The 23,396-nt window shown below is 65.2% G+C and carries 22 protein-coding genes; 11 read left to right on the top strand and 11 right to left on the bottom strand.

Features of this window, described 5'->3' with window-relative positions; genetic code table 11:
* Positions 1–26: 26 nt before the first annotated feature.
* Positions 27–677, top strand: a complete 651-nt coding sequence (locus tag J2X38_RS03045; protein WP_310251213.1) for a glutathione S-transferase family protein — start codon at positions 27–29, stop codon at positions 675–677.
* Here the strand turns inward: J2X38_RS03045 and J2X38_RS03050 are convergent.
* Positions 674–1,189 carry a PilZ domain-containing protein gene (locus J2X38_RS03050; protein WP_310251216.1) on the bottom strand — a complete coding sequence of 172 codons (516 nt, stop codon included), beginning with the start codon at positions 1,187–1,189 and terminating at the stop codon, positions 674–676. The genes J2X38_RS03045 and J2X38_RS03050 overlap by 4 nt on opposite strands.
* A gap of 105 nt (positions 1,190–1,294) precedes the next feature.
* Positions 1,295–2,896, bottom strand: coding sequence for an ABC-F family ATP-binding cassette domain-containing protein (locus J2X38_RS03055; protein WP_310251217.1), 1,602 nt, complete (start codon positions 2,894–2,896; stop codon positions 1,295–1,297).
* Between the two features lie 386 nt (positions 2,897–3,282).
* Here J2X38_RS03055 and J2X38_RS03060 point away from each other — a divergent pair, with 386 nt between their 5' ends.
* The 7 genes from J2X38_RS03060 to J2X38_RS03090 all read left to right on the top strand — a co-directional run bounded on the left by J2X38_RS03060 (position 3,283) and on the right by J2X38_RS03090 (position 10,511).
* Positions 3,283–3,657, top strand: coding sequence for a BlaI/MecI/CopY family transcriptional regulator (locus J2X38_RS03060; protein ID WP_058539156.1), 375 nt, complete (start codon positions 3,283–3,285; stop codon positions 3,655–3,657).
* Positions 3,657–5,378 carry a M56 family metallopeptidase gene (locus J2X38_RS03065; RefSeq protein ID WP_310251220.1) on the top strand — a complete coding sequence of 574 codons (1,722 nt, stop codon included), beginning with the start codon at positions 3,657–3,659 and terminating at the stop codon, positions 5,376–5,378. The genes J2X38_RS03060 and J2X38_RS03065 overlap by 1 nt, the downstream gene beginning before the upstream one ends.
* A 113-nt stretch (positions 5,379–5,491) precedes the next feature.
* Positions 5,492–6,238 (top strand): hypothetical protein, encoded by a 747-nt coding sequence (locus tag J2X38_RS03070; RefSeq protein WP_310251223.1) that lies wholly within the window; start codon positions 5,492–5,494, stop codon positions 6,236–6,238.
* Positions 6,235–8,331 carry a TonB-dependent receptor plug domain-containing protein gene (locus tag J2X38_RS03075; RefSeq protein ID WP_310251225.1) on the top strand — a complete coding sequence of 699 codons (2,097 nt, stop codon included), beginning with the start codon at positions 6,235–6,237 and terminating at the stop codon, positions 8,329–8,331. Before J2X38_RS03070 ends, J2X38_RS03075 begins: the two co-directional genes overlap by 4 nt.
* A 17-nt stretch (positions 8,332–8,348) precedes the next feature.
* A complete protein-coding gene (locus J2X38_RS03080; protein ID WP_310251228.1) occupies positions 8,349–8,726 on the top strand; it encodes a reverse transcriptase-like protein in 378 nt (125 codons plus the stop codon).
* A gap of 84 nt (positions 8,727–8,810) precedes the next feature.
* Positions 8,811–9,299, top strand: coding sequence for a hypothetical protein (locus J2X38_RS03085; RefSeq protein ID WP_310252672.1), 489 nt, complete (start codon positions 8,811–8,813; stop codon positions 9,297–9,299).
* A 171-nt stretch (positions 9,300–9,470) separates the two neighbouring features.
* A complete protein-coding gene (locus tag J2X38_RS03090; protein WP_058539162.1) occupies positions 9,471–10,511 on the top strand; it encodes a rod shape-determining protein in 1,041 nt (346 codons plus the stop codon).
* Between the two features lie 46 nt (positions 10,512–10,557).
* Here J2X38_RS03090 and J2X38_RS03095 read toward each other — a convergent pair whose 3' ends face one another.
* The 3 genes from J2X38_RS03095 to J2X38_RS03105 form a co-directional block, all read right to left on the bottom strand.
* On the bottom strand, positions 10,558–11,583 hold the full coding sequence (locus tag J2X38_RS03095; RefSeq protein WP_310251232.1) for an adenosine deaminase: 1,026 nt from the start codon (positions 11,581–11,583) through the stop codon (positions 10,558–10,560).
* Positions 11,576–12,151, bottom strand: a complete 576-nt coding sequence (locus J2X38_RS03100; protein ID WP_058539164.1) for a phosphoribosyltransferase — start codon at positions 12,149–12,151, stop codon at positions 11,576–11,578. The genes J2X38_RS03095 and J2X38_RS03100 overlap by 8 nt, the downstream gene beginning before the upstream one ends.
* Before the next feature lie 130 nt (positions 12,152–12,281).
* Positions 12,282–14,096 (bottom strand): DUF885 domain-containing protein, encoded by a 1,815-nt coding sequence (locus J2X38_RS03105; RefSeq protein ID WP_310251234.1) that lies wholly within the window; start codon positions 14,094–14,096, stop codon positions 12,282–12,284.
* Between the two features lie 36 nt (positions 14,097–14,132).
* Here J2X38_RS03105 and J2X38_RS03110 point away from each other — a divergent pair, with 36 nt between their 5' ends.
* Both J2X38_RS03110 and J2X38_RS03115 read left to right on the top strand, forming a co-directional pair.
* The gene (locus J2X38_RS03110) at positions 14,133–14,741 is read left to right on the top strand and encodes a hypothetical protein (protein ID WP_310251237.1); all 609 of its coding nucleotides are present in this window, start codon (positions 14,133–14,135) and stop codon (positions 14,739–14,741) included.
* A 78-nt stretch (positions 14,742–14,819) separates the two neighbouring features.
* Positions 14,820–15,080: a hypothetical protein gene (locus J2X38_RS03115; RefSeq protein ID WP_310251240.1), complete on the top strand. Its 261-nt coding sequence runs from the start codon at positions 14,820–14,822 to the stop codon at positions 15,078–15,080.
* Positions 15,081–15,226: 146 nt separating this feature from the next.
* Here the strand turns inward: J2X38_RS03115 and J2X38_RS03120 are convergent, their stop codons facing one another.
* Both J2X38_RS03120 and J2X38_RS03125 read right to left on the bottom strand, forming a co-directional pair.
* Positions 15,227–16,885, bottom strand: coding sequence for a M20/M25/M40 family metallo-hydrolase (locus J2X38_RS03120; protein ID WP_310251243.1), 1,659 nt, complete (start codon positions 16,883–16,885; stop codon positions 15,227–15,229).
* Between the two features lie 87 nt (positions 16,886–16,972).
* A complete protein-coding gene (locus J2X38_RS03125) occupies positions 16,973–17,497 on the bottom strand; it encodes a hypothetical protein (protein ID WP_310251245.1) in 525 nt (174 codons plus the stop codon).
* Between the two features lie 196 nt (positions 17,498–17,693).
* Between J2X38_RS03125 and J2X38_RS03130 the strand changes: the two genes are divergently transcribed.
* On the top strand, positions 17,694–18,407 hold the full coding sequence (locus J2X38_RS03130; RefSeq protein ID WP_310251247.1) for a 2OG-Fe(II) oxygenase: 714 nt from the start codon (positions 17,694–17,696) through the stop codon (positions 18,405–18,407).
* Between the two features lie 8 nt (positions 18,408–18,415).
* Here the strand turns inward: J2X38_RS03130 and J2X38_RS03135 are convergent, their stop codons facing one another.
* The 4 genes from J2X38_RS03135 to J2X38_RS03150 all read right to left on the bottom strand — a co-directional run bounded on the left by J2X38_RS03135 (position 18,416) and on the right by J2X38_RS03150 (position 23,394).
* Positions 18,416–18,862 (bottom strand): MarR family winged helix-turn-helix transcriptional regulator, encoded by a 447-nt coding sequence (locus tag J2X38_RS03135; RefSeq protein ID WP_058539169.1) that lies wholly within the window; start codon positions 18,860–18,862, stop codon positions 18,416–18,418.
* A 101-nt stretch (positions 18,863–18,963) separates the two neighbouring features.
* Positions 18,964–19,359, bottom strand: a complete 396-nt coding sequence (locus J2X38_RS03140; RefSeq protein ID WP_310251251.1) for an Ohr family peroxiredoxin — start codon at positions 19,357–19,359, stop codon at positions 18,964–18,966.
* 359 nt (positions 19,360–19,718) lie between these two features.
* Positions 19,719–21,884, bottom strand: a complete 2,166-nt coding sequence (locus J2X38_RS03145; protein WP_310251254.1) for a S9 family peptidase — start codon at positions 21,882–21,884, stop codon at positions 19,719–19,721.
* A gap of 247 nt (positions 21,885–22,131) precedes the next feature.
* Positions 22,132–23,394, bottom strand: coding sequence for a L,D-transpeptidase family protein (locus tag J2X38_RS03150; RefSeq protein WP_310251257.1), 1,263 nt, complete (start codon positions 23,392–23,394; stop codon positions 22,132–22,134).
* Between the last annotated feature and the right edge of the window lie 2 nt (positions 23,395–23,396).

The following is a 23,396-nucleotide window of genomic DNA, read 5'->3' on the forward strand; positions in this document are numbered from 1 at the left end:
GCCGCATATAGAATGGGAGAAGCGCGATGATTATTTACGGGTCGGTGGTGTCGCCGTTCGTGCGCAAATTGCTGGCATATCTTGGCGAAAAGAGAATCGATTTCGAGCTGAAGGGCGTCGGGATCGGCGACCCCGATCCGGGGTTTCGTGCCGCCTCGCCGCTCGGCAAGATGCCCGCGATGGACGATGACGGCTTCCTGCTCGCCGATTCGAGCGCGATCATCCAATATGTCGAGGCGAAATATCCCGAACCCGCTCTGATTCCCACCGATCCGCAGGAGCGCGGCCGGGTGATCTGGTGGGAGGAGTTTGGCGACACGGTGTTTGCGGCATGCAGCGGCAAGATGTTCTTCAACCGCATCGTCGCGCCGAAATTCCTGGGGCGCGAAGGCGACCTGGCCGCCGCGGCGCAAGCGGAGAGCGAGGAATTGCCCAAGCTGCTCGCCTACCTCGAAAGCGCGATCCCGGCGTCGGGGTTTCTCGTCGGCGACCGGCTGACGCTGGCCGACCTTGCGGTGGCATCGCCGCTGATGAATTTCCGCCACTGCGGCGCGTGCATCGATCCGGCGACGCATCCGAAGATCGCGGCGTGGAGCGAGGCGATCCTGTCACGGCCGAGCATGGCGATGTGGATTGCGAAGGAAGAAAAGCTGATGGCGCGGGTGCTGGCGGCCTAGAATTCGACGATGATCCGGACCCTGTCGGCGCTGATGCCGGCAGCGACCGCGATCTGTTCGCGGCTGCGGTCGATCAAATCCAGCAACGTCTCGGGTTCCCCGGGCGCTTCGTCGATCACCGGTGCCGACTGATCTTCGTCGATGCCGGGCGCAGGGTCCGCGGCGTCCGCCAGTTCGGGCGCCGGGCCGATGGCGCTCTTGAGTTCCACGGCGCTCAGCGTTGCCGGCGATACCGGACCTTCGAACTGACATCCGAAAAGACGTCCGCTTGCCCAGATGACGACCGCCGTTATGTCTCCGGCATGCGGCAGCTCGATCTCGATCCGGTCACCGGTCGCCAGTTTGACGTCGCTTTCGAGCAGCAGGCCCGTTCCGGAGATATTGTGGATCTGGACCTCAAGGCCCGTGCCGTCATGCCGCAAGCCCGAGGCGAGAAGGCTGAGTTTCCGGCGCGCGTCGAACCGTTTTTCGGCGCCGGGCGCCGATGGCAGGAAATGTCCGAAAATAGGCATATGCGGTTGTTGGTGCCGGGCTGGTTAAAAGGAGGTTAGCGAGCGCGCCGAAAGATGGTGCGCCGGCACAAAAAGCACGGGTTTCGGCCGCGCGGCCTTCATCGCTCAGGATATGGTCAATTCGACCGTTCGCGTGATCCCGATCGCGTCCAGAAACGCCGTGTCGTGGCTGACGACGAGCAGCGCGCCGTCATAGGCGGCGAGGCCTGTTTCGACGGCGGTCAGCGACTCGATGTCGAGATGGTTTCCGGGCTCGTCGAGAATCAGGAGCTGCGGCGGCTGCGGCGCGCCGAGGACACAGGCGAGTCCGGCGCGGAGCATCTGCCCGCCGCTGAGTGTCCCGACGATGCGATCGGCGGCGTCGGCGCGGAAGCGAAAGCGTGCGAGCGCGGCGCGGCACTGGTTGTTCGTCGTCCCGGGGTTGAGCGCGAGGAAATTGCCGGCGATCGACTGCACGGGGTCGAGCAGGCTGACGCGTTGGTCGAAGAGCGCGAAGGGGACACCGACGCGGACCTGTCCCGACCAGGGGGGCAGGGTGCCGGCGACGAGCGCGAGAAGCGTCGACTTGCCCGAGCCATTGGGACCGGTGATCGCGACGCGTTCGGGACCGGTGAGGGTGAGCGACAGATTTTCGATGACCGGCCGGTCCTCGGCATAGCCTGCCGTGACATGATCGAGGGCAAGCACAGTCCGCGACGCGGGAAGACCGGTCGAAGGCAGGCCGACCGCAAGGGGGTCGACGATCTCGATCTTCGCGCGCGCGGCGGATAGCTGCTCTTCGGCCATGCCGCGCTGCCGTTCGGCGATGCGGCTTCCCGCCGCGCGGGTTTCTTCGGCGCGGCGCTTGAGACCGCCTATAAGGATTTTCGGCATGTCGCCGCGCGCGGCCTTGGCGCGTCCGCGCGAGTCGCGGCGGTCCTGTTTTTCGGTCGCCGCCTGCGCCTGCCGCTGGGCGGCGTCGGCGCGCTTTTCGGCGCCCGCGAGTTCGGCCTCGACCGCCGCCTGCTCGATGTCCTTGCGCGCGCGATAGGCGCTCCAGCCGCCGCCATAGCGCGTCCCGCCGAGGCTGGTCAGCTCGACGATCGCGTCCATTTCCTCGAGCAGTTCGCGGTCGTGGCTGACGACGATCGCGCCGCCGCGCCAGCCGGCGAGCAGGTCGCGCACGGCTTCGCGGCCCTCGCGGTCGAGATTGTTCGTCGGTTCGTCGAGAAGCAGGAAATCGGGTGCGGCGAACATCGCGCCGGCGAGCGCGGCGCGTGTGCGCTGTCCTCCCGACAGCTGTGCAAGCGGAGTGTCCGCGGGAAGCGGCAGGCCGACACCGGCGAGCGCTTCGTCGATCCGCGCTTCGAGCGTCCAGTCGGCGTCGCCGATTTCTTCGACACTCGCTTCGCCCGCTTCGGCCTTGCGCAGCAAGGCGAGGCCGTCGCGTGCGCCGAACAGATCGGCGATGCTTTCGTGAGCCGCGACCTGCACGGTCTGGCGGAGCATCGCGATGCTGCCGTCGATCGCAATGCTGCCCGATGCCGGCGTGAGTTCGCCAGTCAGCAGGCGCAGCAGCGTCGACTTGCCGACGCCGTTGCGCCCGACGATGCCTGCGCGCTCGGGCTGGAAATTAAGGTCGAGGTCCGAAAGGACGGCGCGGCCGTCAGGCGTGGACCAGCTGAGATTGGAGATCGTAATGGATGGAGAGACGGGGGGCATGAACATGAACTTTCCTGGCGGCAAGGCGGGGCTGCGTTGCGGTCAGGTTGCGGTCCATGGCGGGAATCTCCGGTTGGTTGAGCGGGTGATGTAGAGGCTGCGGTTGCGGCATGCAACCGGGGTCGACCGGGGAGGTCGGTCTGACGTGGTATGAAAACGACCGATGGCGGACGTTCTCTATCCTCGTCACCCCGGACTTGATCCGGGGTCCATAGCTGCCGTCACGCTAATGAATCCCGGATCAAGTCAGGGGTGACGAAAGGAGGAGATGGCAGCTCCCCATCCCGAAAGCGCCCGCTATCCGTCCTTCGTGTATTATCCGAATAAAACCCCTTGCCAAGCATGCGCTACAAATGTAGCACGCTACAAATGTAGCGCATGAGGTGAGTCGTATGTTGTCCAGCCTGCCCCCGCGAGAACGCGAGATCGTCGATATTCTGTATGAATGCGGTGCGTCGACCGTGACCGAAATCGGTGAGGCGCTGGCCGACGAATTGTCAGGTTCGGCGATCCGCGCGATGCTGAAGCGGCTCGAGACGAAGGGCTTTGTGGCGCGTGAACAATCGGAGCGCGGTTTCGTCTATGCGCCCAGCGTGTCGGACAAGACGGCGCGCAAGTCGGCGCTGAGCCAGGTCGTGCGCGTCTTCTTCAACGGGTCGGCGACGAGCGCCGCCGCCGCGCTGCTCGGCATGCAGGACGAGATGAGCAATAGCGAACTCGACGAGCTTGAACAGATGATCGCCAAAGCGCGCGAAGGGAGAGGGTGATGTTGACCACCGCCATGTTGCTGGGCCTTGCCTGGAAATCCGTTGTCGTCGCGGCGCTGACGATGGGACTGTTGCGGCTGATGCGCTCGCGCTCGGCCGGCGAGCGGTCGATGATCGCGCACGCCGGGCTGATGGCGCTACTCGCGCTGCCCGCGGCGATCCTGCTACTGCCGCAATGGGCGCCACTCCCCTCGAGCTGGTCTTTCGAACCCGCCGCGCCGATTGTGCAAACGGCAACAACGGGGGGATCGGCGATCGATCCGGCACCCGCCACGGCTTCAGTCCCTGTCGTGGTCGATGGTGCCGGATCGACGCCGATCGTCTTTTCGTGGAGCGACCTTGCCCCCTTTCTCTATCTTGTCCCGCTCCTGCTATTATCTGGAGTGATGGCGCTCGCCGTCGTGCGGCTGTTCGCGATGCGCGGGCGCGCCGAGATCCTCGTCGAACGCTCGTGGCTGTCCGCGCTCGCCGAGGCGCAGCGGCGCATGGGGTTCAAGCATGGCACCGCGTTGCTGGTGAGCAACGAGCTGCGTTCGCCGATCAGCTGGGGCGTGCTGCGCCCGACGATCGTGCTGAGCCCGAAAGCCGTCGCGGCATCGGGTGAGGCCGAGGCGATCATCGCGCACGAACTGGCGCATGTCGCGCGGCTCGACTGGGCGAAACTGCTTGGCGCGCGCGTCGCCTGCGCGGTCTTCTGGTTCAATCCGCTGGTGTGGATGCTGGCGCGCGAGAGCCATCAGTTGCGCGAGGAAGCCGCCGACGATGCGGTGCTGATGGCCGATATCAACGGGCCCGATTATGCGACTTTGCTGGTCGGCGCGGCGCGGCACGACAATCAGGGCGCGCTGCTCGCCGCGCATGGCGTCGCGCCGGGCAAGGACAGTCTGAAGCGCCGCATCACCCGCGTCCTCGACGGCAGCCTGAAGCGCGGCCCGGCGAGCGCGAGCTGGATTTTGATGAGCCTGGTGGTGCTGGCGGGCGTGACCGCGCCACTGGCGGCCTTTTCGGCAACCGCTCGGCCCGCGGCGACGGCGGACGTCCACTCCGTCGTCGCCTCGACGACCAAGAAGGCGACCACCGTGTCGTCGGCGTCGGCTGTGGCTGCGCAGGCCGCTGCCGTCGAGGGCGCCGCGACGGCGACGTCGAAGCAGCTCTCCGCCGAGCAGCTGGTCGGAATGCGCGCGGTCGGCGTGACTCCCGAATATGTCGAAAAGATGCGCGAGAGCGGCGGGTCGATGGACGCCGACGACATCATCTCGGCCAAGGCGAGCGGGATCGATCCCGCCTATATCCGGCAGATGCGCGATGTCATTCCCGGCGCCGATTTCGACGAGCTGGTCGGCGCGCGGCACGTCGGCGTCAATGCGGCCTTTGCTCGCGACATGAAATCGCATTTCCCCGACATCGGGGTCGACGATCTGATCGCGCTGAAGGCGATGGGGGTCGACTGCGACTTCGTCACCGACATGCAGAAGTCGGGCGTCAAGATGCGCGATGCCGACGACGCGATCGAGCTGCGCGCGACGGGCGGGTTCCGGCCCATGGCGAAGCATCGTCCCGCGGCGATGCCGCGCCCGGTGACGAAAGCGGTGCGCGGCGACAATGTTGCAGTCGTCGATATGGAGCGCGGCGTGATCGAGGCGCGGCGCGGGGATGGCCGGACCGCGCGGATCGAATTCCCCGCATCGCCGGAACCGCCCGAGCCCCCCACCCGCGACTGACGCCCGGACATTCGTCCGTAGCGACCGACGATTAATCGAAACTTGATTCAAAATTGCCGCTGCGGCGGCGAGCGATGACGCTCGCCCGGCGCACGGAGGGAGGAGTGCACCAAATGAAAGCCCTGTTATTTGCCGGCGGCGCCACGCTGCTGTCGATCCTCGCCTGTTCGGCGCCGACCGCCGCTGCCGATCCGCTCGTCCTGAGCGACGTCAGCTGGGTCGCCGAGCCCGCGGGCGGAAAGAAGGGCGCGCCGCGCGTCCGCATCCGGCACAAACAGTCGAGCAGCGACCAGAGTTTCGACGGCTCGCGCCCCTATTTCGCTGCGGCAGAAGCGGCGCTCGGGCGGAAAACGCCGGGGCCGGTCAGTTTTACTGTGACACATGATGCGGGGACGCTGGCGTGCACCGGCACGCTGACCCGCCCGTTCGAGGGGAAGGGCGAGTGCCGCTTTACTTCCGACCCCGCCTTCGAGCGTGCGCTTGGCGAACGCGGACTGGTGCCCGACCGGCGGTCGACCTTGCTTGCGATGCTGATGGTCGATGCGACGATCGAGCTTGCCGATGGGCTCACGCGCGAGGGGGTGCGGCCGAAGGATGCCGACGACCTGATTGCAGCGGCGGCGCTCGATGTGCGGCCGGCCTATGTTCGCGACCTCAAGTCCGAGGCGCTGGTGCTGACCGAAATCGAAGATGCGATCGCGTGCAAGGCGCTGGGCGTCGACGGCGCTTATGTGCGCGGGCTCGCCGCGGCGGGATACCGGAAGCTGAGCGCCGACGAGGTCGTCAGCATGAAGGCGATGGGCGTCACGGGCGAATATGCGCAGGCGATGAACCGCGCGGCGGGGGGAATTTCCAAGTGAACCGATGGACCAGCCTGATGGCGGTTGCGGCCGTGCTCTCGGCGCCCGCGCTGGCGCAGGAGACGGCGGCGCCGACCGGCGATACCCCGCCGCCCGCGCCGACCGAAATCGCGCCGACCGCGACGACCACGGCGCGGCAGGTCTATACGCCCGCCGACTTCGCGCGCTACGCGCCGAACAACGCCTATGACATGCTGATCCAGGTTCCGAGCTTCCAGATCCGCGACAACGAGAATCTGCGCGGGCTGGGCCAGGCGACGGGCAATGTGCTGTTCAACGGCGAGCGGCCGTCGAACAAGGCCGACGACATGTATACGCAGCTGTCGCGCATCCCCGCCAGCAATGTCGAACGGATCGAGATCGTCGACGGTGCGACGCTCGATATTCCGGGCCTGTCGGGGCAGGTCGCCAATATTGTCTATCGCGCCGATGCCTTTTCGGGGCAGTTTTCATGGAAGCCCGAATTTCGTGCCCATTACACCGATCCGCTCCTCACCCGCGCCGACGTATCGGTGCGCGGCCGCGCCGGCGCGGTCGAATATGAGGTCGCGCTGAACAACGACGATTCGGCGCGCAGCGGCGCGGGCGGGCCGACTTTGATCTATGACGGCGCGCGCAATATCATCGAGCGGCGCAAGGACATCTGGAACACGCATTACGACACGCCGAAGCTGTCGGGGCGCATCACCTGGGATCCCGCCGGCGATACGGTCGCCAACCTCGGCGGCCACTATCAGCGCATATATGACCGCTATTACGAGGATGGTGTGCGTATCGGGCCGGGTCTGCCCGACCGTATCCGCACGGTGTATGAGAATGAAGACAGCTGGAATTACGAGGTCAGCGGCGATTACCAGTTCAGGCTGGGGCCCGGGAAGCTGAAGCTGATCGGGCTCCGCCGGTTCAGCCACGAGCCTTATCGGCAGGAGATCGTCACGACGCCCGAGGGCGGCGTCGCAACCGGCGACCGCTTCATGCAGACCGGCGACATCGGCGAGACGATCGGGCGCGGCGAATATCAGTGGAAGATGTTCGGCGGCGACTGGCAGCTGTCGGGCGAGGCCGCGTTCAATACGCTCGACAATGTGGCGTCGATCGCGGTGCTCGATCCGACGGGGGCGTGGGTCGATCAGCCGTTCGAGGGCGGCACCGGCGGTGTGAGCGAGGATCGCTATGAGGGTTTGCTGAGTTTCGGGCGCAAGCTGACCGACAAGCTCAATTTCCAGATCATCGCGGGCGCCGAACATTCGACGATCACGCAGACGGGCATGAACGGCCTGACGCGCAGCTTCTTTCGTCCCAAGGGCTCGATTTCGCTGGCGTGGACTCCGTCGCCCGATTTCGACATTTCGGTGAAGCTGCGGCGGCGCGTGCTCCAGCTCAGCTTCTACGATTTCCTCGCGCGCGCCTTCCTGAACGACGGCAACCAGAATGAGAGCAACAACGACCTGCGGCCGCAGCAGGACTGGACCTATGAAGCCGAGATCAACAGGAAGTTCGGGGCGTGGGGCTCGACCAAGATCATCTTGATCTATCGCGATGTCGAGGACCGGGTCGACGTGATCCCGATCGGCGCCAATGGCGAGGCGGTCGGCAATATCGCCAAGGCAAAGGCGGGGGCGATCGACTGGACGGCGACGATCAACCTCGATCCCGCGGGGATCAAGGGAATGAGGCTCGAACCGCGGATGTTGCTGCAGAAAAGTTCGCTGCGCGATCCCTTCACCGGCGAGAAAAGGCAGTGGAACGGCTTCACCGACACGGTGATCAGCTTGGGCCTGCGCCACGATATCCCGGCCAGCGACTGGGCGTGGGGCGGGGATGTCGAATATTCGCATTATCAGCCCAATTATCGCCGCAACCAGACCGACAAGGTCTGGGAAGGGCCGGTCTGGGCGTCGGTCTTTGTCGAGCATAAGGATGTGCTGGGCCTGACCGTCCGCGCGTCGATCCGCAATATCGCCAACGCCCGCTCGAAGCGCGACCGCACGGCCTATACCGGGGTTCGCGGTGAAAGCCCGGTGAGCTTTATCGAGGAACGCGATCGGCTGATCGGCCCGATCTTCTCCTTTTCGGTGCGCGGAAAGTTCTGACGGGCTAAGGGAATCCGATGGTGGCGCGCCGCATCAAAATCTATTTCGACGGCGGGTGCCGGCCCAATCCGGGGAAGATGGAAACCGCCGTCGTGACGGGAGGCGCCGCGATGGTCGTGCGCGACGCGGGGATCGGCAGCAGCATGGATGCCGAGTGGCTGGCGCTGATCGCGGCGCTGCGGCTGGCGCAGGATCTGGGGCTGACGAATTTTGTCCTGCTCGGCGATGCCGCGGCGGTGGTGGGACAGGCGAATGACGTGGTGCGGGCGCGCGGCGACGCCGCCGCGCATCTCGCCGCGTTCCGCGCGCTCGTCGGAGACGGTCCGGTGCCGAACATACGCCATGTCAAACGGACGCAGAATCTGGCGGGGATCGCGCTGGCAAGCGGGCGATAACGCGCCGAAGGGCTGTCCATCGGGATCGCCAGTTGCTAAGCGACGCGCGCCTATCCTTTGGCGGCCCAATGGAAGACCAGCGTGTTGAAGCCGACCCATCCCTTGCCTGTCCATCATAGCTGGCCGCTTTATGAGCGTGATCGCTTTTTCGAGCTTGGGCGGCTTCATCTCGGCGACACGCTCGATCCGATCCCCGACGTCGTCGATGTCGCGGCGCGGCTGTTGCCGGTGCGCGCGCGGATCGGCCAATGGGAATGCGACCTAACCGACAACAACCGGCTGAGCTGGTCGGACGAGGTATATGACATTTTCGGCATTCCGCGGGGTGTGGCGGTCGCGCGGGCCGAGGCGGTCGCGCTTTATGCCGAGGGGTCGCGGGCGGCTATGGAGAAGCTCCGCGCCTATGCGATCCGGCACCGGCGCGGCTTCACGCTCGATGTCGAAATAAAGCCGGCGCAGGCGCAGCGCCGGTGGATGCGGTTGATCGCAGCGCCGGTTTGTGTGGGGGATGAGGTCGTCCGGCTGCAGGGGCTGAAATTCATCGTTCCGGGCTCGGATGGTCCCGAATTTTGAACCGATCGAACAGCCGGGCCTGAGAAACCACCGTTCTGGCAGGATTGGTCGCGGCATTCGTTGACGCGGGTGCGCCTTCGCCGCAGTCGATATGGGACAGACGTTGCGGGCGCCGAAGGGCCAGCCACGCCTGATTCTTCCATTCATTCCCGAAGGCATTTGCCCCGTCTTATGAAGTTTTTTAATCGGTTTGCGTCGGCCGCGCACGACATGGCCATCGACCTGGGTACTGTGAACACCGTGGTTTATGTGCGCGACAAGGGCATCGTACTCAACGAGCCGTCGGTCGTTGCGCTGGAGACGCGCGACGGGGTGCGGCGGGTGAAGGTCGTCGGCAACGAAGCCAAGCCGATGATGGGCAAAACCCCCGACAATATCCAGGCGATCCGGCCGCTGCGCGACGGCGTGATCGCCGACATCGACGTCGCCGAACAGATGCTGAAGCATTTCATGGACAAGGCGCAGGGCGGCGCGAGCCGCTTCATGCAGCGCAGCAACGTCGTGATCTGCGTGCCCTCCGGATCGACGATGGTCGAGCGCCGCGCGATCCGCGATGCCGCGACGAACGCCGGCGCGGTGTCGGTGCAGCTGATTGAGGAATCGCTTGCCGCCGCGATCGGCGCCGGTCTGCATGTCACCGAACCAAGAGGCGCCATGGTCGTCGATATCGGCGGCGGCACGACCGAAGTCGCGGTGCTGTCGCTGAGCGGCATCGCGTACAGCACATCGGTGCGCGTCGGCGGCGACAAGATGGACGAGATGATTTCGTCGTCGATCCGCCGCAGGCACAATCTGATGGTCGGCGAAATGACCGCCGAGCGCGTCAAGCTGACGATCGGCTGTGCGACGCCGCCGGTCGGCGACGGGATGATCATGGGCGTCAAGGGCCGCGACCTGGTGACCGGCCGCCCCGCCGAGGTCAAGGTAACCGAGGCCGAAATCGCCGAGGCGCTGACCGAGCCGGTCGGGCAGATCGTCAGCGCGGTGCGCGCGGCGCTGGAACAGACGCCGCCCGAACTGTCGGCCGACATTATCGACGAAGGCATCACATTGACCGGCGGCGGCGCGCTGCTGCGCCGGATGGATCAGGCGATTGCGCGCGCGACGGGGCTGCCGGTGGTGGTTGCCGACGATGCGCTGATCTGTGTCGCGATGGGAGCCGGCCGCGCGTTCGAGGACCGCGCCTATCATGGTGTGCTGATCGCGGCGTAAGGCTGCGCTGGGTTTCCGCTTTCGCGGGAATGACGAAGTTTAAGGATCAGGCGTAAGCGTCGATCGCCGCGAGGTGGCGCGCCTTGTCGGCGTCGCCGAGGAACGAACCGGCGAAGCTGTTGCGTGCGAGCGTGACGAGGTCGTACTTCGACAGGTCGAGCGCGTCGGCGACCGCCTGATAATTGGCGTTCACATAGCCGCCGAAATAGCTGGGATCGTCGCTGTTCACCGTCGCGCGGAGCCCGGCGCCGAGCATGAGCTTGAGCGGATGGTGGGCGATGTCGTCGACGACGCAGAGCTTGAGGTTCGAGAGCGGGCAGACGGTGAGCGTCATGCCCTGGGCCGCGAGGCGCGCGACGAGTGCGGGGTCTTCGAGGCTGCGGTTGCCATGGTCGATGCGGTCGACTTTGAGCAGGTCGAGCGCCTCGTGGACATAGGCGGGCGGGCCCTCCTCGCCAGCATGCGCGACGCTCTTGAGGCCGAGGCCGCGGGCGCGGGCGAAGACGCGTTCGAATTTTGCCGGGGGATGGCCGACCTCGGACGAATCGAGGCCGACGCCGTCAATGCGATCGAGGAAGGGCAAAGCTTCGTCGAGTGTCGCTTCGGCGTCGGCTTCGCTGAGGTGGCGGAGGAAGCACATGATGAGCTTCGATGTCATTCCGTAGCTTGCCGCCGCATCGTGGAGTGCGCGGGTGATGCCCGCGATGACGGTTTCGAACGCGACGCCGCGTGTCGTGTGGCCCTGCGGGTCGAAGAAGATTTCGACGTGGCGGACAGCGTCGGCGTTAGCGCGGGCAAGATAGGCGGCGGTCAGGTCATGGAAATCCTGCTCGGTTTGGAGGACGCCCATTCCCTGATAATAGATGTCGAGGAAATCCTGGAGGTTCGAGAAGGCGTAGGCCGCGCGCACGTCCTCCACCGATGCGAAAGGGATCGCGACGGCGTTGCGCTGCGCAAGCTCGAACATCAGTTCGGGTTCGAGCGAGCCTTCGATATGAAGGTGAAGCTCGGCCTTGGGTAGGCCGGCGATGAAGGCGGCCCGGTCTTCGGCCGATGCGAAACCATCAGGCATTGGGCTTGTCCTCCTCGCGCAGGATGATCGCCGCTTCGGGCTTGTGCTGGCGGATTTCATCGACCGTCAGCCCATCGACTTCGTGCGGGAAGATCAGCCACTGGTCGGTTTCGTGGACGAAGAAATCGGGGCGCAGGTCGGTGACGTTGCGCCCGGGTTTGAACCAGACGGTCGCGATGCGGATATCGCGCGGCATATTGTGGCGGCAGCGTGCTTTCAGCTCGGCGATGAAGGCGCGGATGCTGCGCCCGCTGTCGAAGACATCGTCGATGATGAGCAGCCGGTCCTCGGGGTTCAGCGTGTCGATCAGATAGCCGAGCGCGAAGACTTTGACGTGCGCGTCCTGTTTGTCGATGCCGTGATAGGAGGAGGTGCGGATCGCGATATGGTCGCAATGCTGGCCGTGATAGTCGAGCAGTTCCTGCACCGCAATGCCGACCGGCGCGCCGCCGCGCCAGATGCCGACGAGGTGCGTGGGCTTGAAGCCGCTGTCCAGCACCTGCATGCCGAGCCGGAAGGAGTCGGCGAGCAGGTCGTTTGCGCTGATGAAGATTTTGGCGTCGCTCATGCGCGTGGATTAAGCCTGCGGGAGGAGCGGGGCAAGGCGGGTTTCGACCGATTGATGCCGAACTACTCCCCTCCCGCTTGCGGGAGGGGAAACTCAAATCCACCCCAAAGCCGAGGTCAGCGTCGCCGCATCACTTCTTCTTCGCCGCGATATAGCGCGTTACCTGCTCTTCGAGAATGTCGAGCGGCAGGGCGCCTTCGCTGAGCACGGCTTCGTGGAAATCGCGAATGTCGAAGCGCGGGCCGAGCTCGCTTTCGGCGCGTTTGCGCAGTTCGGCGATCTTGAGCTGACCGACCATGTAGCTCGTCGCCTGACCCGGCCAGTTGAAATAGCGGTCGACTTCGCGCGCGATGTCGGTGTCCGAGACCGAGCTGTTCGCCTTGAAATAGGCGATCGCCTGATCGCGCGTCCAGCGCTTCGAATGGATACCTGTGTCGAGGACGAGGCGGATCGCGCGCCACACTTGCAGCGACAGCATGCCGAAGCGGTCATAGGGGGTCTTGTAGACGCCCATCTCGTTCGCGAGCCGCTCCGAATAGAGTCCCCAGCCCTCCATATAGGCGCCATAGCCGCCGAACTTGCGGAACTTGGGAATACCGGTGAGTTCCTGCTGGCGCGCGATCTGGAAATGGTGGCCCGGCGCGCCTTCGTGCGCGGCGATGCCGGCGACCTGCACCTTCTGCGTCTGGTTCATGTTGACGAGGTTGACGTAATAGATGCCGGGGCGCGACCCGTCGGCCGACGGCGGGTTGTAGAAGGCGGTCGACGCCGTCCCCTCGCGCCATTTCTCGACCGCGCGCACTTCGAGCGCCGCCTTGGGCAGCACGCGGAAATAGCGCGGCGCGGCGGTCATCACCGATGCGATCACCGCGCGCGCGTCGGCGAGATAGGTTTCGCGGCCGGCCTCGGTATTCGGATATTTGAACTGCGGATCGGTGCGGATGTGGTCGAAGAATTGTTCGAGCGTGCCCTTGAAACCGACCTCGTTTTTGATCGCCTCCATCTCGCCGCGGATCGCCGCGACCTGCGCGAGGCCGAGGTCGTGGATCTGGTCGGCGGTGAGGCTGGTCGTGGTCGAGCTCTTCAGCCGGTCGGCATAATAGGCGGCGCCGTCGGGCAGGTTCCATGCGCCGAAATTGCCCTTTGATTTGGGCTCGATTTCGTCGATCGCGGCGACCAGCGTGTTGTAGCCTTGCTTGAACGGTCCGGTCAGCGCGGCGCTTGCGTCGGCGAGCAGCTTGGCCTTCGTCGCCGCGGGCGCGTCCAGCGCACCCACCTTTTTGCGGAAATCGGCCATCAGCGTCGAATCGGCGCCGCTGCCGAACGGGGCGCCCGTGATGACTTTCAGCGCATCGGCGCGCGCGGGGGCGAAATTGACCTTGTTCGGGACGATCCCCGCCGCCGCCTGTTCGCGCATCGTCGCCGCGACTTCGCGCATCACGCGGTCGGTGTCGCGCAGGCGCGCGATATAGGCTTCCGCGTCCTGCAGGCTGTCGATCTTGTGATTGTTGATGAGCAGCACCGGGATTGCGCCCGCCGGGCTGCCGTTGGTCGACACGGGGAAGCGCAGCTTGCGGAAGCGCAGCGATTCGCGGCCGCGTTCGACTTCATATTCGAACAGACGGTAGCTGACGCGCGCGCTCTCGCCGAGCTGGTCGGGTTTGAAACGCGCGTGCATGTCCTTGAGCTGGCGTTCGGCCAGCTCCTGCTCGCGTACCGACGCGGCGTCAGTGTAATCGTCGAGCTTGCCGTAATTGGTCTTGAGCCCGAGCTGGGTCTGCGATTCGGGGCTGAGGGCCAGCCGCTCTTCGAACGCCTGATCGAGGAAGTCGAGCAGGGCCGGGTCCTGAGCGCCGGCTTGCGGTGCCGCCTGTGCGAAGGCGGGCGCGGTCATCGGAGCGAAGGGCAGGACGGGGAGCAGCATCAGGGCAACGGCAAAGCGCATCACATTCTCCTATTCGAATGAGGGGCTTGTTGCGCAGTGCCGGGCCGGGCGCAATATTATTTCAGTGGTTGGTTGTACCTACCTGTTTTCGTGAAGGCGGTTGCCTGTCGTCGTGCGGCGCGAAGGGCCGGTTTGGGGTGGGAAGCGGACATTGCACCCGATACTGGAAAGTTGCATGCAACGGCGATGGAATGGTCAAGTATCGCACAGGATTTCGAGCCGGACGGCGGATTACGGGATATCTACATTCTTAATGCATCGCTCTCAGTGTGGGAGAATGTCTGGGCATTGCTGACAGCCGATCCCGATTTGCTGGAATTCTGGGTCGATGGCGATCGAACCGATCCACCGAGCGATCTGCAAAAGATTTTCGAGCGCCGGCCATTCCACGGATTCTTGGCAACATATCGGCTTGGAACAATGGGCCTGAATTGCCATTTCTTCGGAGCAGACGAAGTGGAGTTGGATCTCGATCCACAAGAGGTTCGTTCTGCTGCTGACGGCGAATTGCTCGAACGGTTTCTCACGCAAATGGGGCGTGCCACCTCCCAGGAAGTCATTCTCACTCCTGAAAATCAGAGGGATTCCGCCATTGCGCGATATGACCCTGCGGTCGACCGCGTAACTTGGTCGAGCGCCCGCTAGGAACGTCCACAATCGGTCGATTGCGCCTCATCCGCAAGATAGCCTATGGCCACTGGCGATGGACGAAGAGGGAAAGCAATGGCCGCGACATTTTCAGTGGACGAGCGACGCGAGCATTTTGCTTATTGCGTCCAACTGTTTGGCGGAACCACTGCATTCTCGCGGCGCCTTGGCATAGACGAGCGGGCCATCCGCCGTTTTATCAATGGCGAGCGGCCCCTTGGTGACGGGCTTTTGGAAGACACCGCAAAGGCATTGCGCCTGCTCATCGAAGAAGCAACCGCGGCCGAGGCACAGATCGCTGCCACGTTGCGCTTTCCGCCGGCCGATCCGTCGTAGCCGAAATTGGTCGCCTCCAGTCGCTCGTCATCCCGGGCTTGACCCGGGACCCATAACCGCGCCGTTGTCATGGACCCCGGATCAAGTCAGGGGTGACGAGAAAAGGGATGTACGCGTCCCGGTCGCCAACAATCGCCGCCATTCGCTTATTTCCGCGACGAGGCGCTCTTGTCGCGGATCGCCTTGAATTCGCTGCCGTCCTTCCAGCCCGGCCATTTGGCCGAGCGGGCGAGTTCGTCGCCGATCGTGTAGAAAATCGAAATGTCCTGAACCGCGCCGTCGAGGTTCCAGCTTTCGTCCCACGCATCGCAGGCCTGATGATAGCATTTGCCGGTATAGGCATCGACCCACGCCTGTCCGGCGGGCTTACCGCCCCGGGCGAGATCGGAGGCGCCCGCGATGCCCATCATCAGGAGGACGGGGACGCCGCGCTTGGCGAGGCTGAAATGGTCGGCGCGGTAGAAGAGGCCGCGTTCGGGGAGGCTTTCGACGCTGACGGTGCGGCCTTGGGTGGCGGCGACGCGCGCGAGATCGTCTTCGAGCGTACCCTGTCCCTTGCCGACGAGGACGACGTCCTTTGCCTTTCCGGCGGTCTGGAGGATGTCGAGGCCGAAGTTTGCGACGGTTTTCTCTGCAGGGAAGATCGGGTTCTGGGCATAGGCTTCGGAACCGAGTAGTCCGCGCTCCTCGGCGGTCCAGAAGGCGAAGGCGATCGTCCGGTCGGGGGCGGGCGCCGCCTTGAACAGCCGTGCGATCTCGAACAGTCCGGCGACGCCCAGCGCGTCGTCGTTGGCGCCGGCGCGGTAGATGCGGCCCTTTTCGTCGGGCGCGCCTTCGCCATAGGCGTCCCAATGCGCGCCGTACATGACGACCTCGTCGGGGCGCTTGGTGCCGGGGATTTTGGCGAGGACGTTCTGGCTCTGCACGACCGCCTGTGTCACCGGGATCGCGGCGTTGAAGCTGGTGCCGAGGTCGATGGGTTTGAAATCCTTGCGGCGCGCTGCGGTGCGCAGTTTTGCCAGATCCTGTCCGGCGTTCTTGAACAGCGCCGTCGCGGTCTCGCCCGAGATCCAACCCTGGAGCGCGAGGCTCGTCACCTTTTCGGGCGACATGACGAGGCCGTAGTTTTCACCGCCCGGTGCTTTGACGACGTTCCAGCCATAGCCGACGCCGTCGGTGTGGTGGACGATCAGCGCGCCGATTGCACCGCGGCGCGCGGCTTCCTCGAACTTGTAGGTCCAGCGGCCATAATAGGTCATCGTGCGGCCGCCGAACTTGCCGAAGCTGTCCTCGCCTTTTGTGGCGACGAAATCGGGGTCGTTGATAAGGAAGACCGCGACCTTGCCCTTGAGGTCCTGCCCCTTGAAATCGTCCCAGCCGCGTTCGGGCGCGGAGACGCCGTAACCGACGAACACCATCGGCGCATTCTGGATCACCGCCTGATCCTTGGGCTGGAGCGTCGAGACATAGATGTCGGTGCCGAAAGTCAGCGGGGTCGCGGTGCCCTTGCGGTCGAAGGCGAGCGCCGTCGGGGTGCCGAGGCGGGTGTGGAGCAAGGGCACGGGCTGGGTCCAGCCGCCGTCGGTGCCCGCGGGTTCGAGCCCGAGCGCCTGCAGCCGGCCGATCAGATAACCGATCGTGCGTTCCTCGCCGATTGTGCCGGGCGCGCGACCCTGAAACTGATCGGAGGCGAGGGTGCGGACGGTCTGGGTGAGGTTCGCGGCGTCGATGCCGGGCGCGTTTTGCGCCGCGGCGGGAATGGCGAGCAGGGGGAGGAGCAGGGCGGCGGCGTGGCGCAGGGACATGATGAATCGGTTCCGCTTTGGGGAAGGAGATCGAACCCTAGCATGGTCAAGCGCTTTGTGAACCGGTGCGGCGGCGGTTGAGGCTGGCTAGAGTGCAACCAGCAATGCGGCAAGCGTCGCGGCCGCGATCGCGAGCAGAACCGCAGCGCGGAGGCCATAGAGGCGCAGGAGGCGCGCCGTTGGCGGCTCGGCGGGTGGCCAGTCGGCGGCGACGGCAGGCTCGGCTTCGGGCCACACATCGCCGATGCGGTTCGGAAAGCCGGGTCGCGACGAGAGGTCCGGCCCGCTGATCCCGCTGGCGAGCGCGAGTTTCTCGAAGGCGACCGCCATCCTTCCTTCCTTGACAATGCGGGCGGCGTGTTCCTGCTGCGGATCGTCGGGCGAGACGGGGAGCGCGCCGACGAGGCGTTCGACCTCGATATCGAGTGCGTGCAGGTCGTCGATCGCCTCCATCGCGCGCGACCGGTCGCCGCGTTCGAGCGCGAGTTGCAACCGCGTCAGCGACAGAAAGCCGACGCGGCAAAACTGGAGCCCCAGCGCATAGTCGTCCGCCGTCGGCGGGCAGCCATGACGGACCGGGTCGGGCTCGTGCCGGGTCGAAAGGGCGCTCATGATCTTTGCTCCTGTCTTCACTCGCCCCCTGTCAGATCGACTAGAGAGAAGATGCGCGGGCGCGAAAGCCCCGATCGGGTCCGCTGTGCCCTGGATACGCCGGACGGTGGCGCGGCGTGGGACTTCCAGTTTGAAAGCAAGAAACGGGGCGCGGGTCGGCGCGCGCGGTGGCATGGCCCGGGGCATGACGGAAACCATGGAAACAGACATCGGCGCGCGTATCGAAGCGCTGGACTGGGACGCGATCGCCGTGGTGCTCGACCGCGACGGGTGGGCGGTGTTGCCGGGGCTGTTGAGCGATGCCGAGTGCGACGGCACTGCGGCGCTCTATGCTGAGGAGGCGGGGTTTCGCAGCCATGTGTTCATGGCGCGGCACGGCTTCGGGCGCGGCGAATATCGCTATTTCGCCTATCCGTTGCCGCCTCTGGTCGCGGCGCTGCGGAGCGGGCTGTATCCGTCGCTCGCGCCGATCGCCAATCGCTGGCACGAGCGGATGGGAATGGCGGTGCGCTTTCCCGCCGGGTACGCCGAATTTCTGGCGCGGTGCCATGATGCGGGGCAGCGGCGGCCGACGCCGTTGCTGCTGCAATATGGCGCGGGCGATTATAATTGCCTGCACCAGGATCTGTATGGCGAGCATGTCTTTCCGTTGCAGGTCGCGGTGCTGCTGTCGGCGCCGGGCGACGATTTTACCGGCGGCGAATTCGTGCTGACCGAGCAAAGGCCGCGGATGCAATCACGCGCCGCGGTGGTGCCGCTGGCGAAGGGCGATGCGGTGGTGTTTGCGGTGAATGTCCGGCCCGTGAAGGGCTCGCGCGGCGACTATCGCGTCGCGATGCGCCATGGGGTGAGCGAAATCCGGTCGGGGCGGCGGCACACGCTGGGCGTCATTTTTCACGACGCAACCTAAGCGCGCGGTCAGTCGTCCAGCGAGCGCATCAGATTGTCGCGTAGCTTGGCGACCGATTTCTGCACGTCGAAAAAACTGTCACCGAGACCGGTCGCGTCGAACAATTCATTGCCGATCTCGTGACTGCGCAGCTCGCTGCCCTTGGGGGTCAGGCGGATGCGCACCTGGCGCTCATCGGCGGGGTCGCGGCGGCGCTCGATGAAACCTGATTGTTCGAGTTTCTTCAAAATCGGGGTGAGCGTGTTCGATTCGAGGAACATTTTTTCGCCGAGTTCGCCGACGGTCTGGTCGTCCTGTTCCCACAAAGCGACAAGCGCGACATATTGGGTGTAGGTGAGGCCGAGCTTTTCGAGGATTGGGCGATAGGCGCGGCCGAAAGCGAGATTTGCCGAATAGACCGCGAAGCAGAGGAATTCGCCAAGTTTGGGCCGTTCGGGGGCGGGCGACTTAGTCATGGGCGTTCCTTGGTGAATGTCCGAAAATTCAAGCGTGTACGATGAAATCGGAATCCGCGGGTGTCAACCGGGCGGTGCGGGGAACACCGCCCGGAGAGACATCAGACGAGGTTGAGTTCGATGTCGATATTGCCCTCGACCGCCTTCGAATAGGGGCAGATCTTGTGCGCGGTGTCGACCAGTTCGCGCGCGATGTCGCGGTCGATGCCGGGAACCTGGATGTCGAGGCGGGCGCGGAGGACAAAACCGTCAGCGCGGTTCAGCAGCTCGATCGTCGTGTCGGCTTCGGGCGAGGCGGGCAGCGCGATCTTGCGCTGTCCGGCGGCGAGTTCGAGCGCTCCGATGAAGCAGGCCGACCATGCGGCGGCGAAGAGATTCTCGGCGGCGGGGTGCGGCTGGGGCAGCGCGAGATCGAGAACGTCGTTCGTGCTGCGGGCGTAGCCGTCGGGGCCGCCTTTGACGTGGGTGGTGCCGGTGAAGATGATTTTGTCAGTCATTTCGGGTTCCTTTCGGGGTTTTTGATCGCATCCGGTTAGATCGGATGCGATGTAATTAAGTGAGTCGCGCCGCAATGTCAATCGCTAGCGATTAAATCGCGTACGATATAATAATAAAATATTGATATCGAATGGATAAAATTTGATCTGGATGGTCGCTAATCGTCTTCCGGTGCGGCGGCGTGCCGAGGCAGTGTCGGCTTCGATCGAGAGCTGACCTATCCATCATCGTCACCCCGGACTTGATCCGGAGCCTGCCTTCTTGAAGGAAAAGGCGGGTCCCGGGTCAAGCCCGGGATGACGGAAGTGGATGATCGAAAGGATGCTCACCACCCCTAAGCAGACGCGAGACGGGCAGGCTATTTCGCCGCAGCATCGCTCGCCGGGCGCGTCCAGCCCTTCTTGTACTTTTCGAACCAGGCGAGGATTGCCGAGGCTTTGGCGGCCGATTGCGACGGGCGCGCGGCGATGGTGCCGTGGCCGGCGCCGGGCACCTTGATCAGCGCGCTGGGCACGCCGCGGAGGCGGAGCGCGGTGTAATATTGTTCGGATTCGCTGACCGGGGTGCGGTAATCCTCGGCGCCGACGATGACGAGCGTCGGGGTTTCGACATTGCCGACGAGCGAAAGCGGCGAACGCGACCAGAAGAGTTCGGGCTTTTCCCACGGCTCGGCGCCGAGCCAATAGGGGCCGAAGAAGCCGGGGCCGTCGGCGGTGAGCGCCTGCGTCGTCCAGTTGATCACCGGCTTTTGCGTGACCGCGGCCTTGAAGCGGTTGGTCTTGCCGACGATCCAGCTGGTGAGCACGCCGCCGCCCGAACCGCCGGTGACGAAGAGCGCGTCGGGGTCGGCAACGCCGAGCTCGATCGCGCGGTCGACGATGCTGATCAGGTCGAAATAATCATTGCCCGGATATTGCTTGTCGATCTCGTTCGCGAAGGCCGCGCCATAGCTGGTCGAACCGCGCGGGTTCGCGGAGAGGACGGCATAGCCGCCCGCGGCGTAAAGCTGGTTGTCGGTCGAGAAATGACCGCCATAGGCCGCGAAGGGACCGCCGTGGATTTCGAGGATCAGCGGCACGCGCTGGCCCTCGCGGTAGCCGGGCGGGAGGGTCAGCCAGCCCTCGATGGTCTTGCCGTCGTGGCTCGACGCCACGGTGATCTTGCGCACCTCGCCGAGCGATTTCACTTCGCGAAGCGAGCGGTTGAGATCGGTGAGGATGCGCGGGGTGCCGCCGCGGTTGAGCTGTACCTCGGCGGGGCGGGTCGCAGTGCCGCCGGTGAAGGCGATCGCGCCGCCGTCCGACACGGTGAAGCTGCCGCCCGTATAGGGCCGGTCGAGCCCGCCACCCGAAAGGCCGGTCGCGGCGGTGCGCACCGCGCCATCGAGGCCGATGCGTGCGACCTTGGTCTCGCCATGATCGTCGTACTGCGCGTAGACCGACTTGCCGTCGGCGCTCCACTGGATCGCGTCGACGCCATAGTCCCAATTGCCCGTCAGGCTGCGCTTGCCCGATCCGTCGCGGTTCATGACGTAGAGCTGGGTGTTTTCGTAAGCGCGCAATTTGTCGTCGAAGCCGAGATACGCGATCTTGCCGCCGTCGGGCGAGACGAGCGGGTTGCTGTCGGGGCCGTTGCGGTCAGTGAGCGCGGTGACCGTGCCGCTCGTCACGTCGAGCGCGTGAATTTCGCTCTCGACCGGATCCTTCTCCCAATCGGGTTTGCGGTTCGCGCTGAAATAGAGGGTGCGGCCGTCGCGCGACCAGCTCAAGGGACCGCCGTCATGATAAGGGCCGAAGGTCAGCTGGCGCGGCGAGCCGCCCGTCGCGGGGACGACGAAAATCTTTTCGAAGCCGGGTTCGAGATAGCCTTCGCCGTCGGCGCGGTAGGCGAGAAGGTCGTGGACCTCGAGCGGTTCGGCCCATTTCGCGCCCTCGGGCTTGTTCTTCGGTGCCGAGCCGAAGCTGGGGCCGTCGTCCTTGACGAGCATCGTGTAGGCGATCGAGCGGCCGTCGGGCGACCAGGCGAGGCTCGACGGGCTGGTCGGCAGACCGGTGAGGCGCACCGCCTCGCCGCCGTTCATCCAGCGCACCCAGAGTTGCGCGCTGCCGCCCTCGGTCGAGGCGAAGGCGAGGCGCTTGCCGTCGGGCGACCAGCGCGGCGAGAAAGCGCCGCCGCTGCGGCCCGCCACCGGGGTTTCCTCGCCGGTCGCGGTGTCGATCAGCCAGATCGAACTGACCGCGCGGTCGGACATGATGTCGTTCGAACGGCGGACATAGGCGATGTGGCGCCCGTCGGGGCTGATCTGCGGGTCGGAGGCGATCGAGAGGTCGAAGAGGTCGGCGCCGGTGAGGCGGCGTTCGGGGCCTTTGCGCGCGCTGCCGGCGGCGGACGCGGACATGGGGGCGGGGGTGGTGGTTTCTGTGGCGGGGGCGGGCGGGGCGGCTGGGGCGGGCTCTTCCTGTGCGAAGGTCGGCTGCGAGGAGAGCACGAGCAGGCTCGCACCGAGGATGGCCAGTTTGCGCATGAAGATTCGCCCTTTTTTCAGTGAGGCGGCAGGTCTGTACGTTTCGCCGGGGTGGGTCAACCGCCTCTGGCAGAGGTTCTTTCGTTAGACACGGCCTGACGAGAGAGCCGTGCCGCAAGGTCGAAAATTATTGTCCCGTTTATCGTCACCCCGGACTTGATCCGGGGTCCCGCTCGAGAGCTGGGCAGACCAACTTTTCAAAAAGAGAGCGGGATCCCGGGTCAAGCCCGGGATGACGAAGGGGTGGCTACCCGTCCCTGCCGTACACATCGTCGCGAAAGGCCAGGCCGCGTTCGGTTGCGATGGCGGTGATATAGGTGAGGTAGACGGGCACTTCGACCGGCAGCGCGACCGCCTGTTCGGGGGTTTTCGACTTGGTGTTGATCGAGCGGTGGAGCAGCCACTGGCCTAGCGCGGAGGCATTTTCGAGGCGGATGCAGCCGTTCGAAAAATGGCGGTCGGGCTTGCCGAGCAGCGCGCGATCGGGGGTGTCGTGGAGGTAGATGCCCTCGTCATTGGGGAAGAGGAATTTGACGCGGCCCATCGAATTGGCGCCGCCGGGAAGCTCGCGCAGGCGCAGCGCCTGATCGCCAGCGGCGACCGCGGGCCAGTCGATTTCGGACGCGTCGAGCTTGCGCGGATTGGGGCCCCAGTCGGACAGCGCCTCCATGCGCAGCGAGGCGAGGCTGCGGCCGGCGAGCACCTTCGGCGCGATGCTTTTCTGTGCGAGATAGTCGGGGACGTTCCAATAGGGGTTCAGGATCGCCCATTGGAGCTTGCCCGCGAGCATCGGCGTCTGCGTCTCGGGCGCGCCGACGACCACCTTCATAGATCCCGCGCGCTTGCCCGATCCATAATACCAGAGCTGCCCCGACGAGGCGTCGACGACGATATGGTGGACGTACGGGCCGGGGAGGATGCGCGTGCGGTCGAGGTTGAGGCGGAGGCGCGCCATCGCGTCCCTCGGCGCGCCCTCTACCAGCGCGCGGCCCATAGCCAAGCGGAGGCGGACATAATGTTCGCTCATCCAGCCCATGTTTTTCATATAGGCACCGAAATCCTTGGGGAAGGCGGCGGCGCGGAGCACGTCATCGGCATCGGCCTTTTTCGGGCGAAGCGACTTGTCGGCATAGTCCATCTTCGCTTTGCCGGGGCTGCGCATGTCGCGAACGTAGCGCGCGAAGGCGGCCGAGAGCGCGACCTCGGCGCGCGCGAGCGCTTGCGGGTCGCCGCCGCGGGCGCGGGCGATCAACGCCTCGAGCTTTTCGAGATCATAGGAAGAGGATTTGAGGTCGTCGCGCGAGGCGGTCGAGAGATAGCCGAGCAAGGTCACCGCTTCGGGACCGACCTTGCTCGCGCGCATCCACAGCGGCTTGTAGCCGCGCGCGGCGTAGAAGCGCTTGACGTCGCCGCCCGCCTCTTCGCGGATCGCGCTGACAAGCGGGATCGACGCGCTTTGCGCGGCAGGCGCTGCGAGTGCGGGCGGGGCGAGCGTGGAACCGAGCGCCAATC

Source organism: Sphingopyxis sp. BE235 (genome assembly GCF_031457175.1).
Taxonomy (GTDB): Bacteria; Pseudomonadota; Alphaproteobacteria; order Sphingomonadales; family Sphingomonadaceae; genus Sphingopyxis.

What these genes read in the sequence shown, in the direction of transcription:
- J2X38_RS03145 (WP_310251254.1), bottom strand. Translation starts at nt 21,884, where the DNA reads ATGCGCAAACTGGCCATCCTCGGTGCGAGCCTGCTCGTGCTCTCCTCG.
- J2X38_RS03090 (WP_058539162.1), top strand. Translation starts at nt 9,471, where the DNA reads ATGAAGTTTTTTAATCGGTTTGCGTCGGCCGCGCACGACATGGCCATC.
- J2X38_RS03080 (WP_310251228.1), top strand. Translation starts at nt 8,349, where the DNA reads ATGGTGGCGCGCCGCATCAAAATCTATTTCGACGGCGGGTGCCGGCCC.
- J2X38_RS03130 (WP_310251247.1), top strand. Translation starts at nt 17,694, where the DNA reads ATGGAAACAGACATCGGCGCGCGTATCGAAGCGCTGGACTGGGACGCG.
- J2X38_RS03060 (WP_058539156.1), top strand. Translation starts at nt 3,283, where the DNA reads ATGTTGTCCAGCCTGCCCCCGCGAGAACGCGAGATCGTCGATATTCTG.
- J2X38_RS03120 (WP_310251243.1), bottom strand. Translation starts at nt 16,885, where the DNA reads ATGTCCCTGCGCCACGCCGCCGCCCTGCTCCTCCCCCTGCTCGCCATT.
- J2X38_RS03045 (WP_310251213.1), top strand. Translation starts at nt 27, where the DNA reads ATGATTATTTACGGGTCGGTGGTGTCGCCGTTCGTGCGCAAATTGCTG.
- J2X38_RS03055 (WP_310251217.1), bottom strand. Translation starts at nt 2,896, where the DNA reads ATGTTCATGCCCCCCGTCTCTCCATCCATTACGATCTCCAATCTCAGC.
- J2X38_RS03105 (WP_310251234.1), bottom strand. Translation starts at nt 14,096, where the DNA reads ATGCGCTTTGCCGTTGCCCTGATGCTGCTCCCCGTCCTGCCCTTCGCT.
- J2X38_RS03140 (WP_310251251.1), bottom strand. Translation starts at nt 19,359, where the DNA reads ATGACTGACAAAATCATCTTCACCGGCACCACCCACGTCAAAGGCGGC.
- J2X38_RS03065 (WP_310251220.1), top strand. Translation starts at nt 3,657, where the DNA reads ATGTTGACCACCGCCATGTTGCTGGGCCTTGCCTGGAAATCCGTTGTC.
- J2X38_RS03050 (WP_310251216.1), bottom strand. Translation starts at nt 1,189, where the DNA reads ATGCCTATTTTCGGACATTTCCTGCCATCGGCGCCCGGCGCCGAAAAA.
- J2X38_RS03070 (WP_310251223.1), top strand. Translation starts at nt 5,492, where the DNA reads ATGAAAGCCCTGTTATTTGCCGGCGGCGCCACGCTGCTGTCGATCCTC.
- J2X38_RS03135 (WP_058539169.1), bottom strand. Translation starts at nt 18,862, where the DNA reads ATGACTAAGTCGCCCGCCCCCGAACGGCCCAAACTTGGCGAATTCCTC.
- J2X38_RS03125 (WP_310251245.1), bottom strand. Translation starts at nt 17,497, where the DNA reads ATGAGCGCCCTTTCGACCCGGCACGAGCCCGACCCGGTCCGTCATGGC.
- J2X38_RS03115 (WP_310251240.1), top strand. Translation starts at nt 14,820, where the DNA reads ATGGCCGCGACATTTTCAGTGGACGAGCGACGCGAGCATTTTGCTTAT.
- J2X38_RS03095 (WP_310251232.1), bottom strand. Translation starts at nt 11,583, where the DNA reads ATGCCTGATGGTTTCGCATCGGCCGAAGACCGGGCCGCCTTCATCGCC.
- J2X38_RS03100 (WP_058539164.1), bottom strand. Translation starts at nt 12,151, where the DNA reads ATGAGCGACGCCAAAATCTTCATCAGCGCAAACGACCTGCTCGCCGAC.